Annotated in this window: 11 protein-coding genes; 5 read left to right on the top strand and 6 right to left on the bottom strand. The window is 58.0% G+C overall.

The genetic code is table 11. The features are described 5' to 3' along the window. Positions 1-7: 7 nt before the first annotated feature. The 4 genes from AABO57_11025 to AABO57_11010 all read right to left on the bottom strand — a co-directional run bounded on the left by AABO57_11025 (position 8) and on the right by AABO57_11010 (position 4,111). Positions 8-1,156, bottom strand: coding sequence for an FAD-dependent oxidoreductase (locus AABO57_11025; protein MEK6286264.1), 1,149 nt, complete (start codon positions 1,154-1,156; stop codon positions 8-10). Positions 1,157-1,441: 285 nt separating this feature from the next. Continuing rightward, positions 1,442-1,864: a hypothetical protein gene (locus tag AABO57_11020; protein MEK6286263.1), complete on the bottom strand. Its 423-nt coding sequence runs from the start codon at positions 1,862-1,864 to the stop codon at positions 1,442-1,444. Between the two features lie 194 nt (positions 1,865-2,058). Beyond that, positions 2,059-2,619: a hypothetical protein gene (locus AABO57_11015; GenBank protein ID MEK6286262.1), complete on the bottom strand. Its 561-nt coding sequence runs from the start codon at positions 2,617-2,619 to the stop codon at positions 2,059-2,061. A gap of 106 nt (positions 2,620-2,725) precedes the next feature. After that, positions 2,726-4,111 carry an NADP-dependent isocitrate dehydrogenase gene (locus tag AABO57_11010; protein ID MEK6286261.1) on the bottom strand — a complete coding sequence of 462 codons (1,386 nt, stop codon included), beginning with the start codon at positions 4,109-4,111 and terminating at the stop codon, positions 2,726-2,728. A 207-nt stretch (positions 4,112-4,318) separates the two neighbouring features. Here AABO57_11010 and AABO57_11005 point away from each other — a divergent pair, with 207 nt between their 5' ends. The 5 genes from AABO57_11005 to AABO57_10985 all read left to right on the top strand — a co-directional run bounded on the left by AABO57_11005 (position 4,319) and on the right by AABO57_10985 (position 8,978). Next, positions 4,319-5,239 carry an acetyl-CoA carboxylase carboxyltransferase subunit alpha gene (locus AABO57_11005; GenBank protein ID MEK6286260.1) on the top strand — a complete coding sequence of 307 codons (921 nt, stop codon included), beginning with the start codon at positions 4,319-4,321 and terminating at the stop codon, positions 5,237-5,239. Between the two features lie 123 nt (positions 5,240-5,362). Next, positions 5,363-6,019, top strand: a complete 657-nt coding sequence (locus tag AABO57_11000) for an HAD-IA family hydrolase (GenBank protein MEK6286259.1) — start codon at positions 5,363-5,365, stop codon at positions 6,017-6,019. Between the two features lie 45 nt (positions 6,020-6,064). Next, positions 6,065-6,532, top strand: a complete 468-nt coding sequence (locus AABO57_10995) for a hypothetical protein (GenBank protein MEK6286258.1) — start codon at positions 6,065-6,067, stop codon at positions 6,530-6,532. 683 nt (positions 6,533-7,215) lie between these two features. Further along, on the top strand, positions 7,216-8,187 hold the full coding sequence (gene msrP / locus AABO57_10990; protein MEK6286257.1) for a protein-methionine-sulfoxide reductase catalytic subunit MsrP: 972 nt from the start codon (positions 7,216-7,218) through the stop codon (positions 8,185-8,187). Positions 8,188-8,387: 200 nt separating this feature from the next. Beyond that, positions 8,388-8,978, top strand: a complete 591-nt coding sequence (locus AABO57_10985) for a protein-methionine-sulfoxide reductase heme-binding subunit MsrQ (protein ID MEK6286256.1) — start codon at positions 8,388-8,390, stop codon at positions 8,976-8,978. Between the two features lie 14 nt (positions 8,979-8,992). On the opposite strand, the gene AABO57_10980 is transcribed toward AABO57_10985, so the two are convergent. Both AABO57_10980 and AABO57_10975 read right to left on the bottom strand, forming a co-directional pair. Further along, entirely contained in the window at positions 8,993-10,906 is a 1,914-nt protein-coding gene (locus tag AABO57_10980) for an ABC transporter ATP-binding protein (protein ID MEK6286255.1), read from the bottom strand. Between the two features lie 140 nt (positions 10,907-11,046). Next, a partial coding sequence (locus AABO57_10975) for a DUF885 domain-containing protein (GenBank protein ID MEK6286254.1) occupies positions 11,047-13,145 on the bottom strand: 2,099 nt, incomplete at its 5' end.

Here is a 13,145-nt window from a genome sequence, read left to right as displayed (position 1 = left end):
GCTGAGGTTAATCGCAACGCGATGCCGTTAGCGGGTCGCGACGGCACGCGAGGAAGGCCCAGTCCTGAAGTGAGCGACGTGCAAGGGGCTGCACCAAATCAAGCAAGCCTTCTAGCTCACGCTCGACTGATTCTTTCGAGTCGGCGTGATCCGGCGGCAAATACATGGCTACCTGAATCAGCGCGCATCCGTCGGGTGCAAGCCGCGCCACTGCCGAATGCACGGACAGATAGAGCGGGCGATCGATGCCAAGCGCGAACGTCGCCTTCGGTATAGGCAAACGGCTGAGCCCTACGTCGAGACACGCAGCTCTTACTGGAACGGCTTGATCGGCCCATCGCGCCATCGATGTTCGGTCGGCGTTTTCCACAAGCGAAGCAGCGACCGAAGGACTCGACGCGATCACAACAATTGGAGTTTTCAGCGCGCGGCCGTCCGCGAGCCGCACTCTGTCCACGGCGCCGGTAGCGTCGCGAGTGACAACATCGACCCTGGCTTCGGTTTCGATGATGACTCCTGAGCGCACAGCGGCTTCGCGCAAGCCGTCGACGAGCGTCTGCCATCCACCGTCGAGGTAAAGGACGCTCTTGTCCTGAGCCTTCTTCAACTGGTCGATCGCCGCGCCCGCGCTCATGAGTTCCGGCGCATTTGTGTAAGTCGCGACGCGGAACGCTGCAAGCACGAAATCCTTGACCTCTCGGTGTGAGACGTTCCGGTCGAGCCACTCGCGCACGCTGATGCCCATGAACCGATTGCCATCGATCTTGCCGATCGATGCCAGCAAGCGCGCGGCTTCAAGCTTCGCCGAAAGCCCGAACAAACTTGTCGTGAGCAACGATACGGCGCCCGCTGGAAAAGTGTGTTTCACGCCGGCCTTGACGGCGAACGCGCCCGAAACCGAAGGCACTCTCCCGCGAGGCTCGACACCGAGTTCGCGGAGGACTTCGATGCCTCGCCCGCCCCGGTAAAGCGCGTGCGGCCCGATGTTCAAATAAAATCCCTCTTGCTGTTTGGTCTGCGCGCGGCCGCCGAGCGCGTGCGACTGTTCCAGCAAGCGAACGCTTTTGCCTTGCCGCACGATGTAAGTTGCCGTGGCGAGCCCGGCGACGCCGCCGCCGATAACAATGACATCGTTCTGATAATTGCCTGGTTCCATCGTGTTCGCCTCCCGTTGACGATAACACGTTCGACTAAGGCAATAGGTTACACTCCAAAATGCCAGGCGAGTGCTCCATTGGTCATAAGTCGAGAACCAGGCGGCTCGGCAAGAAAGCGATTCGTCACCGCTATAGAAGAAAAGCGGGCGAATTTGTTACATTCGCCCGCTAAACTTATTGCCGTTGGCTAAAAGTGTTGGCCTTTAGCGCGACAGGTTCTAAGGAACTCCGCTTCTGGTCGTAAGGTCAGCTCACTCGAACCTTACTAACGTTTTCCGAGCGCTTCATTCCCCCGGGATGTTCACAGGGCCGGAGAGAATCAGCGAGAACATGAAGTTGAAGTTCACCACCTTATTAAAGGTGACACCATTAGTTGAGAGATACGAGAAGCCGAAAATCGGCACATCGTTCGGAAGGCCGGTGGCCGATCCGCTACCGTCCAGGCCGATCAGCGGCGGGATGTTGCTGACGCCCGGAAAAGGAGTGGTTGTCGGAAGCCGCAGCACCATGAACAGTTCCTGGATGGTGCCGTTGGCAATGCCGTCTCGTATCGTCTTTCCTAAATCCTGGGGCGCTTCGAAGTAAAAGGGCGCGAAATCGTTATCGCGACCGATGAATCCGTTAACGCGCGCCAGAGGGTTGATCAGATCGAGTGTTGCCGTGTTGCCACTCAACGTTCCGGTCGTAAGCGTCGCTTCGGCAAACACGGGTACAACCGAAGAATCCGGACTTTGTTGCTCCAGTCACGCGGTAAACTCGGCAAGTTCAACCGTGAACGGCTGGGCAACATCTATCACTACAATTCGAGGCCGGGGAAAGTCTATTTGAGCAGCTATGGTTTGTCAATGCGCCCTGTTAAACCTGTTAACCCTCCCTGTAACCGGCCCGAACTGTTCAGGCATTAACGTGTCCCGAACAGGCGAGACCAAATGCCTCTCTTCGGAGCGTTAGGGTTCTTCTTCGCTTCGTCGCTCACGTAAGAGTCAGGATCTTTGACCAGCATCTCCAATACGCTTGATCGTGTTTTCTCGTTGTGAGCAACGCCCCATCGCACGTAATTGGCCGGGTCGCTCGCAAGTCTCTCCAGATTCTCCTCCGACACATTTGCGCTCTCAGCCACAGCCATGCGAACGGCATGAACTGAATCTCTCGAGAGAGTATCGAGCGTGCTTGCAGGGGTTCGCGAGTTGTCGGCTACCTCTTCCCGGACATCGCTTGAAGAATCGCGCGCGAGGCGGTCCAAAACTTCAACTGATTTCGTTGCCGACGCAATGGTAAGGCGCGAGCTTGGGCAGTGCTCGATCAGTAGCAGCTGGTCTTCGCCGGTGAGATCCCTCGCCCAATCCCTTTCGATTCGAAGGTCATATCTACCGTGGGCTATATCATCGCGGTGCTGGCTTATGAACTTGACGAAATCGTCCCAATCCTCCGGGACGACCTTCTGCTTTGTAGCGTCTTCCATGATTGCGAACCAGTGTCCGGTGTTCGCTGGTCCGCCTCTCATCACCAGCCTGAAAGCCTGTTGGTTTAAGTTTGCCGATCGCGATCAAGCAGAGAATGCTCGCGTTCTACATATTCTCGACGATCGCCGACGCGAACTCGCTCGTCTTAAGCCTTGTCGCGCCCTCCATCTGCCGATGTAGATCGTAGGTCACTCGCTTCTGCTGAATCGTCTTCGTCAGGGCAGCGACGATCCGGTCGCTCACCTCGCGCCAGCCCATGTGCTCGAACATCATTCCGCCCGACAATATGACCGATGAAGGGTTGACCATGTCCTTGTCGGCGTACTTTGGCGCGGTGCCATGAGTCGCCTCGAATACCGCGGCTCGATCCCCGATATTGGCCCCAGGAGCCATTCCCAGACCGCCTACCTGCGCAGCGGCCGCGTCCGATAGATAGTCTCCATTCAGGTTCGGTGTGGCCAGAATCGAGTACTCGTCCGGCCGGATCAGGATCTGCTGGAATATCGAGTCGGCGATACGGTCCTTGATCAGCGGCTTCGTTCGCCATTCGCCGTTTCCGTGCGTCGACCAAATCGCGCCTAGGGTGTTCTTGACTTCCTCTACTGCCGCCGCGCGCTGCTTCTCCGACATCTGATCGAAGCCCGGTTCGATCATCCTCGCGTTCTCTTCTTCGGTGAGCGAAGCATTCTTTTCGCGGTTTTCCAATATCCAGGTCTCGCGCTCGGTGACGATCTGGTTCCTGAATTCTTCCTTCGCCAGATCGTAGCCCCAATCGCGAAACGCACCCTCGGTGAACTTCATGATGTTGCCTTTGTGCACCAGGGTCACCGAGGGCTTATCGAAGTCGAGCGCGTATTGAATCGCGCGCCGCACGAGCCGCTTTGTTCCCGTCGGCGAGATGGGCTTGATGCCGATGCCACTGTCCGGCCGCACCTTGTATCCGTACTTGTCGTTCAACAGCGAAATGATCTCTCGCGCGCGCTCGGTTTGGGAAGCGAACTCGACGCCGGCGTAGACGTCCTCGGTGTTCTCGCGAAAAATGACCACGTCAACGTTTTCGGGATGCTTTACCGGCGAGGGCACTCCAGTGAAATAGCGCACCGGCCGCACACAAGCATACAGGTCCAACACCTGGCGAAGGGTGACGTTCAAGCTGCGGATTCCTCCGCCCACGGGAGTGGTCAGCGGGCCTTTGATTGCGACGGCGAACTCCGCGATCGCTTTGACCGAGTCATCGGTCAGCCACTCCCCGAACATCTTGAACGCCTTCTCGCCGGCAAATATCTCGTACCAGACGATTCGGCGGCTGCCGCCGTAAGCTTTCTCGACTGCGGCGTCGAACACTCGCTGCGACGCGCGCCAGATGTCGCGGCCGATGCCGTCTCCCTCGATAAATGGAATGATGGGGCGGTCGGGCACCTTCAGCTTCATGCCCTCAACCGTAATCTTTTGACCATCGGCGGGAACTTCTATACCATTGAACCTCGCCATTAGCTCCGAACCTCCTGATAGCGCGGTGCGACGCGCCCGCAATGTAACAACCGTGCTAGAGCAGTGTCAAGATTCGAAGCTCAGATGAACAGCAGACGAGGGTTCAGAGTTCAACGTTCAGAGTTCAACCTTCAGGTTGCTGCCTCGCAGCCTGCAAGCTAAAGCTTGAACTCTGAACTAAAAAGCTTAAACCTGAACTAGACTGAAATGGTAGAGCGAAAGAAGGAGATGGACCCGGTCGGCTCGCTCGACGAGATCCATCGTCGACTCAAGGAGTCCGGCGCGGCCAATCTTACTGCCGAGCCCGGGACACCCGACGCCTGGGACCGGGTGAAGCTCGCGCGCCATCCGAATCGTCCTTACACGCTCGACTATGTCGGGCTGCTGTTCACGGATTTCTTCGAGATACACGGCGACCGCCGCTTCGGCGACGACCCGGCGATGATCACCGGCTTCGCCCACTTCCACGGCGATCCTTGCGTGGTTATTGGGCATCAGAAGGGCCGCACGACTAAACAGCGCCAGCACCGCAACTTTGGCATGCCTAAACCCGAAGGCTATCGCAAGGCGCTGCGCGCGATGAAGTTCGCCGAGAAATTTCAGCGCCCGATATTCTGTTTGATCGACACGCCCGGCGCTTATCCCGGCATCGACGCCGAAGAGCGCGGTCAGGCTGAAGCCATCGCTTACAACCTCCGCGAGATGGCGAGGCTGCGCGTGCCGGTGATAGTGACCGTCACCGGAGAAGGCGGGTCAGGCGGCGCGCTCGCAATCGGGCTGGGTGATCGGGTGTTGATGCTCGAGAACTCGATCTATTCGGTGATCTCGCCCGAATCCTGCTCGGCGATACTATGGCGCGATCAGGCACACGCAGAAGAAGCGGCCCACGCTTTGCGATTGACCGCGCCCGACCTGCTCGAGTTCGGATTGATCGACAAGATCGTCCCCGAGCCTGAGGGCGGCGCGCATATGAATCACGAGGAAGCTGGCAGTCTGCTGGACGCGTCTCTTTCGGACGCGCTGCGGTCGGTGCGCGATCTCAGTTGCGAGGAGCGCATCGCACGGCGCTACGACAAGTTCCGCACGATGGGCGAGTTCGAAGAGCGCACGGACCAGACCCACGGTTGAGGGTTCGGGGTTCAGAGTTCAGAGTTCAACCTTCAGGTTGCTGACTCGCGGCCTGCAAGCTAAAGCTTGAACTCTGAACTCTGAACTCTGAACCCTGAACCCTGAACCCTGAACCCAACCCCAATGGATTTCGATTGCTTCCTCTTTGACTTCGACGGAACGCTTGCTTACTCCGAGCCCGCGTATCGCGCGGCGTTTCTTCATTCGATCGAGCGACACACTGGAGTCCTGCCCAACGACGTCGAGTTTAGCGATTTCTGGAACGTGCCTCCTCACGACGTGCTCAGACGCTACGGTGCGGAGCTGCTCGACGAGATGTACGCGAGTTTCGAAGAGCACTACTACGCAACGCATCACCATCACTTGATCGCCTATCAGGGTATTGAAGAGTTGCTGTCGTCGCTGAACGAGCAGGGAGCGAGCGTCGGGATCGTATCGCTCAAGCCTCGTCGCGCGGGCGAGCTGGAACTGGACATGATTGGACTGCGGCGGCTCATAAGTCTCGCGGTGTGGGGCGACGATGTCGAGAGCCCTAAGCCGGAACCCGACGGCGTGATTCGCGCGATGGCCGGTCTTGGAGCTGATCCTCGATCGACGCTTGTCATCGGCGACAGCCCGGCTGACATAATGATGGGGCGGGCGGCGGGAACGCGAACGGCGGCGGCGTTGTGGGGCGGCTCGAGCCGCGAACAATTGCTTCAGACTTCGCCCGACCTGGCGCTAGACGAGCCAGCGGACTTGCTGAGAGCGACATTGTCGGGCAGCAGAATTGCATCGTAACAGGCAGCTCAAGGTCTGCATTGGCCTCGATCCTGAAACCTGAACATGTTTGATCTCTATGAAGAATTCAAATCGATAGTCTCGGCTCTTGATGAGCGAGGGATAGATTACGCTGTGTGCGGCGGACTCGCGATGGCCGTTCACGGACTCCCGCGCGCCACGGTCGATATCGACTTGCTCATACTCGGCGAGAGCCTGGAAGAAGCTAAGTCACTCGTGCGCAGTCTCGGTTATACTATAGAGGCGCAACCGATGACCTTCCACAAGGGCGCGATCGAGATTCGACGATTGTCCAAGATCGATCCGAGCGATGGCGATTTGCTGATGATCGACTTCTTGTTGGTAACACCGGCGGTTGCGGCCGCGTGGAACAATCGGATTAGAGTGGCATCACCCAAAGGGAGTGTTTTCGTTGTATCTCGTGAGGGGTTGATCTTACTCAAGTCGTTCCGTAGAAGCGGTCAAGATTTGGACGATATAGAGCGGTTGAAGGGTGGCCAAGATGAAAGTTGATATGTCGCCTGAGGCGGTAACAGTTCGACTGAAACGAGTCTCCCAGTTGCGCAGGTTGTGTCTCGAATTGGGTAAGATGAAACGCGTTGCGTCAACCAAGACGACCGACGCCAATGGCGGAGCTGCCGGTCCAGGATCGCCAATGGAATCTAGGGAGCATAGCGATCTTGCAAATGCGCGCCGCTCTTAATTATGGCAATTCCTGATTTCCAGTCTTTGAAGTTGGTAAAGAGAGTTGATTCGGACTACTTCGGTCAAGAGTAGCCTCCCATGTCCTGAACCCTCAAGCTGGGAATAGAATCGAGCCGAATCGGGATATCGGTAACAGCAGAAGCGATGTTCAAACTTCTAGTCACAACTCTCAGTTCAAGGACGTCTAAATGAAACAGGAAGAACTACGCCGGCGCGCCGATGAGGACGACGAACTCTACGAGAGGTTTGGCAGGCATCTCGAAGGCAAGCACCGGGGAGCGTTCGTGGCGATCGCATCTGATGGCAGGACGATTATTGACAGTGACCAGATTCGCGCCTTGGAACAGGCTATCAGCGCGTTTGGCAGCGGAAGTTTCGCTTTTCGCAAGATAGGTTCGCGAGCGTTGCGGCGCTGGAGGACGCGATTTTGGTCACTAGCGATAGATTCCCCTGCGTCGAGGTTCAGTTCACGGTGCTAGAATTTTGAGACTATGTTGATCAAGAAACCCGGCGACATCAAGAGCAGCGAGATCACCGGCAAGGAGTTGTACCTAAAACGCCGGATGTTCATCCGCGGCGCAGCTCTTGCCGGCGGCGCAGTCGCCACCGGACTTGTCTATCGATACTTCACCAGTCACGGCGAAGAGACTCAAGCGGGAGAAAAGATCGCCGATGTCCAAGCGCCCCCGCAAACGGCTCCTCCGCTCAATGAGAAAAACACCTCGTACGAAGACATAACCCACTACAACAACTTCTACGAGTTCTCGACCGACAAGCTCGAGGTGGCGAGCAAGGCCAAACGGTTCGTGACTCGTCCGTGGACGGTGGCCGTGGAAGGTCTAGTCAACAAACCGCGCGTTTTTGACATCGACGATCTGTTGAAGATCAGCCCGCCCGAAGAGCGCATCTATCGTCATCGCTGCGTCGAACGCTGGTCGATGGTGATTCCCTGGGTGGGCTTTCCGCTCGCGAAACTGCTCGATGAAGTGCAACCGCTGTCTCAAGCGAAGTACGTCGCTTTTGAATCGCTCGCAGATCCGAAGCAGATGCCAAACCTCAGCTCGGACGTTCTCGATTGGCCGTACATCGAAGGACTGCGATTGGATGAAGCAATGCACCCGCTGACGATTCTCGCGAGCGGGCTGTACGGCGAAACGTTGCCGCCTCAAAACGGCGCGCCGCTCAGACTGGTTGTGCCGTGGAAGTATGGCTTCAAGGGACTCAAGTCGATCGTGAGAATCAGGCTTGTCGAAGATGAACCACCGACGGCCTGGAACATCGCGGGCCCGAGCGAGTACGGCTTCTACTCGAATGTGAATCCGAACCGCGACCACCCGCGCTGGAGCCAAAAGGCCGAGCGTCGCATCGGCGAGTTCGGCTTGAGAGACACGTTGATGTTCAACGGCTACGGTGACCAGGTCGCGCAGCTTTACGGCGGGATGGATTTGAAGAAGTACTACTGAAGACGACCAAAGACCGACCGATGACCGCGGACCGACGACCAGAGGATAACCAAGACAACCGACCCGAGTCCCCGTCGTCGGTCGTCAGTCGTCCGTCGTCAGTCGTCCGCCCTCCTGCGTCCGGCATCGGTCGTCGGTCGTCCGTCCCGTCATCGGTCGCCCGTCGTCCGTCCTCCGTCGATACTCGCTTCGCACAACTCGTGATTTTCATCAGCAGCGCGGTGCCGCTCTCGCTGCTCGGGTGGGACTGGTATCACCACCGCCTCGGCGCAAACCCGACGGAATTCGCAACTCGCACGACCGGCGCTCTGACGCTGTTGTTCTTGATACTCTCGCTTGCGGTGACGCCGCTCCGCAAAGCGCTCGGCCTTCCATGGATGATCAAGTTCCGACGGCTGCTCGGGCTGTACGCGTTCTTCTACGGCTGCGTTCACCTGCTGACCTACGTTTGGTTCGATAAGTTTTTTGGCTTCGGGCCGATCGGCGAAGACATCGTCAAACGCCCTTTCATCACCGTTGGCATGGCGAGCTTCCTGATGCTGGTGCCCCTCGCGCTGACTTCAACTCAAAAGAGCATCAAGCGGCTGGGAGGCAAGCGATGGAACCGGCTGCACAGGCTTGTTTACCTGTCAGCAGCCGGCGGCGTGATTCACTACTACATGCTTGTGAAGGCGGATACTCGAGAGCCAATCTTGTTTGGCGTGGCAGTCGCGGTCTTGTTAGGCTACCGGGTGCTTAACAAATTCCTTCCTCACCTGACTCAGCGAACCCCCTCGCGCGCGCAGCGTTAGCCCGGTGCATCCCACTATCGATACCCTTCCGCTTGCAACGCGAACAGCTCGGCGTACAACCCGCTCGCTGCGACTAAGTCTTCGTGAGATCCGTCTTCGACGACAGTTCCGTTCTGAAGAACGATGATCCTGTCAGCCATCCTAACCGTCGAGAAGCGGTGCGAAATGATCACCGCCATCCGTCCCGCCACCAGCTTCGAGAACCGAATGAAGACCTCGTACTCGGCTCGCGCATCAAGCGAAGCCGTCGGCTCGTCAAGAATCAGCACCTGCGCGTCGCGCATGTACGCGCGAGCAAGCGCAATCTTTTGCCATTCGCCGCCCGAAAGCTCGACTCCCTCGTCGAAACGCCGGCCCAGCATCTGTTTGTAGCCTTTTGCGAATCGCGGCAGCAGCGAGGAGGCCTGCGACTTCTCCGAGGCGGAAACAATCGCGCCCGGCACTTCGCCGTTACCGTCAGCCGCTACAATCGAGTCGCGTTCTTTTTCGTTTGCGCTGGCCCGGTCGAGATATGAGCGGACTTCGTCGATCTCGCCGACGCCGACGTTCTCATCAAAACGCAAATCGTACTTTACGAAGTCTTGAAAGATCACCCCGATCGCGCGCCGCACCGAATGAATGTCATACTCTCGAAGATCGACCCCGTCCAACAAAAGTCGCCCTTCGGTTGGATCGTACAACCGCGCGAGCAGCTTGGTAAGCGTGGTCTTGCCGGCGCCGTTTTCGCCCACGAACGCGACGCGCTCACCAGGTCGCAACGTGAAGCTCACATGCCGCACCGCCCACGCGTCGCTCCCGGGATAGCGAAAGCCGATGTCCTCGAACACGAACCCTTCACGGATGGGCCGCGGCACCGGCGGCGCGCCGGGCGGAGAAGCGATCGACGGTTTCATATCAAAGAAATCGAACAGGTCCTTAAGGTAGAGACACTGTTGATAGATTCCGCCCGCGCCCATCAACAGTCCCTGGATCAATCCTCGACTTCGCGCGAACGACCCCGCTATAAAGGTCAGCTCGCCGATCGAGATCACACCGTTCACCGCACGCGCCAGTATGATTACGTACGCGCTGTAGTAGCCAAGCGTCCCTATCAACGACAGAGCCGTGCTGACGTACGCTTTGCGAATCGAAAGCTTTTTGTTCTCGTCATAAAACCGCGCGGAGAGGGCGCGGAACCGCTCTATCAGCCAGTGAGAGAGCCCGAAGAGTTGGACCTCTTTCGCGGTCTTGTCGCTGGCTGCGACATAACGCAGATAGTCGAGCTGTCTGCGCTCGGGCGTCCAGCGAAACTGCATCGAATACTCGAGTGAAGCGAAGTGAGTCTCACCAAAGAAGCTGGGCAGCACTGCGATAGCAAGCAGCAGCAAAAGCCAGGGGCTGTACACTATCAGCGCGGCGCCGAGCGATATCAACGTGAGGCCGTCTTGCCCGATTGTCAGAAGCTGGGTCAGCAACCCAATGCGGCCGGTTGTCTGCCGCCGCGCGCGTTCGAGATGATCGTAGAATGCCGGGTCTTCGAAGTGCGAAAGGTCGAGCGTGGCAGCATGCTCCATCAATCGCACGCTTGTATGGTTTGAGAACAGGTCGCCCAGCAAACTTTCAACCAGCGACGACATTCTTGCAAGAACATCGCCGGTGGTCATGATGACGATTTCGAAAGCGACGAGTTTCCAAAGCCTCGCGAAATCCGGAGATGATTCACGCGAAGCAACCACCGTGTCGATTATCAGCTTCGCGACCCAAAGCGTAGCGACCGGAATGGCGGATCGCATCAGACGCAGCAATGCCATCGCGATCGTGTAGCCGCGATGCGTCTCCCAAACGAGCTTGATCAATGGAGCGATGTAGCCGAGCGCGGCGAAACGCGCCTGGAGAGTCGGCCGCTTGTTGCCGGGAAGCGCCGGACCGAAAGAGAAATGCATGCCCATAGGATGCGTGATCCGTGATGCGTGAAACGTGATGCGTGAAACGTGATGCGTGATGCGTGATGCGTGACCATACAGAGTCTCATGAATGCGCGCTTCGGTGACCTCATCCGGTCACGCATCACGTTTCACGCATTCCTTCTTCACTTCGACTCACGAAGCTCGCGCAGCAGTTCATCGCGAAAGTATCCGGCCGGGATTGTTCCCTGCTTGATGAAAAGAAGATGAAACGTCTTGGCCGAGAAACGATCTCCCAGAAGCTTTGCGGCTTCCTCTCGAAGCGCGTAGATCTGGTCTTTGCCCAGCCGATAGGTGATCGCTTGAGTCGGCCACTTCGAATAGCGAAAGATCGCGCCCTCGGCCGACTTGCAGCTCGCTCGCTTATCGTCCTTCGCGGTCGCCGTGGCGTCGCGGCACGAGCCCGGAAGAAAATCGACTACCTGGGAGAACAGATCGACCGCGTCGTCGTAGCTCATCCGGCCGGTGTGAATGCCCGTGTCTACGCGAACTCGCAGATCGCGGTAGAGCTTGCCCTGCAACTGATACAGCCTTTCTTCCGGAGTGTAGAAACCCTGCGGAGCGCCCGGCTGAGGCTCAGCCATCAACGCCTCGGAATAAAGCGCCCATCCTTCTGACGGCATCGAGTCTTCCCACATCGACGACGAGTCTTCGACCGCCCCCGGCGTGAGCCATCGCACGGCGCCGATTTGAGCTTTGTACTGAGTCATGACTTTGTAATACCAGTCGTGGCCCGGAAAGCCTTCGTGCGCGGACAGGTCGGCAAGCGCGGAGCGATTGTTCGACTTCAACGCGGCGAGGTCGTTGTCCGTAGGCGTCACGTAGAAGCGGCCGACACCGGTGGTCTTAAACGGAGGAGCAGGATAGTAGGCTGCGCCATCGATTGAAGCTCGCAACGGCGCAGGCGTCTCGACGACCTCGAGCTTGTAGTCGGCGGGCACGTCGAAGATTCCGGTCTTGCGCGCATATTCAACCAGGCGAAACGCGGCATCCCGGTACCACGAAACCATCTCGGCATCGGACTTCGGATAGTCCTTCGACAACTCATCCAAAATCGCGCGCACCGCAGCCGAGCCTTCCGCGGGAAGAGTCCAACCGTGCGACTTTCCGATCTCACGCGCGAGTTCGATCATCTCTCTCTGCGTCGCTTCGACGATCGGCCACGCCTCTTCGTAGAGCTGAGCCGCGGTCTTATCGATGCGGAAGTTGTTCTTGAGAGCCCAGTCGTACTCGGCTTCACCCATCGCGAATCGATCGCCGGCGAATTGCGGCTTGACCTTCGCCGTAGCCACGTCGTCAAAGAAGGTCTTCGCTACGAAGTCCCGCAACGCTCGATAGGCTCCAGCCGCCTCTTTTGAGGCGTTGCGAATTTGGGCCAGTAACTCTTCTCGCTGCGTACCGGCGATTCTTTCTTCGGCAAGCTTCGGCAACGTCGCGTCAAAGTACTTCTCGTCGGCTTCGGAAGTGTTTATGCCGTTCCGGGTGAGCATTCGGAAATCAGGCGTGTTGTTTGACTTGATTCCAGCCAGCAACTGTTCCTCTGCGACGCCCAGAAAGCGAGGGATCGCGCTCACGCGTTTGGCAACAAGCGACCATTCGTCCGCCGTGCCATAAGTCTTCTCGCCAGTCTGAGTCATCCCCTGCAACTGCCAGTCGATCGCGCGGAACGGCTCATCGGTGTAGGTGTCAAGCGCGCGCTCCTGATAGCGGCGCGCTTGATGCTGACGAAGCAGGAACCGAATCTGAGCTAGCGCAACTTCGCGGTCTATTCGCAGGTTTGCCGAAAGAGTATTAGGGTCGATGCTCTCGAACGACTTCTGCGTTTCTGCGAGCCAGCGGTCTTCAGCTTCAAGCGCCGCCGCAGAGTGATCGCGCAATGTGCCGTCGACATCACGCAGCGAGGGATCGAGCCCTGCGCCTCCAAGGTAGGTGTTGACGGTCGGGTTGCGCCGCAGAAATTCAACGACGTATGCGTCGTGAATCTTTTTGAGCTCGTTGTCACCCGAGTTGTTCATTGTCTGTTCCGTCGTCTTCGTTGATGTGCATGCCGTCATCGCTGCGATCAATGTGAATGCCCAAAGTTTTCTCATCTTCTCACCTTTCTGAGCATGTAGGGGCGGGCCCTCCGTGGCCGCCCCCGCGCCGGCACCGAGCGCCGGGCCGGGGCCAACCTCGGGGGGCCCCACCGCCGCCCCCCCCCCGAAAAAAACACACACCACACCCC

Source organism: Acidobacteriota bacterium, from assembly GCA_038040445.1.
Taxonomy (GTDB): Bacteria; Acidobacteriota; Blastocatellia; order UBA7656; family UBA7656; genus Onstottus_A; species Onstottus_A frigus.
This window is presented reverse-complemented; position numbering and strand designations above follow the sequence as displayed.

Bases quoted from the DNA above. Each gene is read 5' to 3' on its own strand.
- AABO57_11005 (MEK6286260.1), top strand. From the start codon at position 4,319: ATGGTAGAGCGAAAGAAGGAGATGGACCCGGTCGGCTCGCTCGACGAG.
- AABO57_11000 (MEK6286259.1), top strand. From the start codon at position 5,363: ATGGATTTCGATTGCTTCCTCTTTGACTTCGACGGAACGCTTGCTTAC.
- AABO57_10980 (MEK6286255.1), bottom strand. From the start codon at position 10,906: ATGGGCATGCATTTCTCTTTCGGTCCGGCGCTTCCCGGCAACAAGCGG.
- AABO57_11025 (MEK6286264.1), bottom strand. From the start codon at position 1,156: ATGGAACCAGGCAATTATCAGAACGATGTCATTGTTATCGGCGGCGGC.
- AABO57_11015 (MEK6286262.1), bottom strand. From the start codon at position 2,619: ATGGAAGACGCTACAAAGCAGAAGGTCGTCCCGGAGGATTGGGACGAT.
- AABO57_10995 (MEK6286258.1), top strand. From the start codon at position 6,065: ATGTTTGATCTCTATGAAGAATTCAAATCGATAGTCTCGGCTCTTGAT.
- AABO57_11010 (MEK6286261.1), bottom strand. From the start codon at position 4,111: ATGGCGAGGTTCAATGGTATAGAAGTTCCCGCCGATGGTCAAAAGATT.
- msrP (MEK6286257.1), top strand. From the start codon at position 7,216: ATGTTGATCAAGAAACCCGGCGACATCAAGAGCAGCGAGATCACCGGC.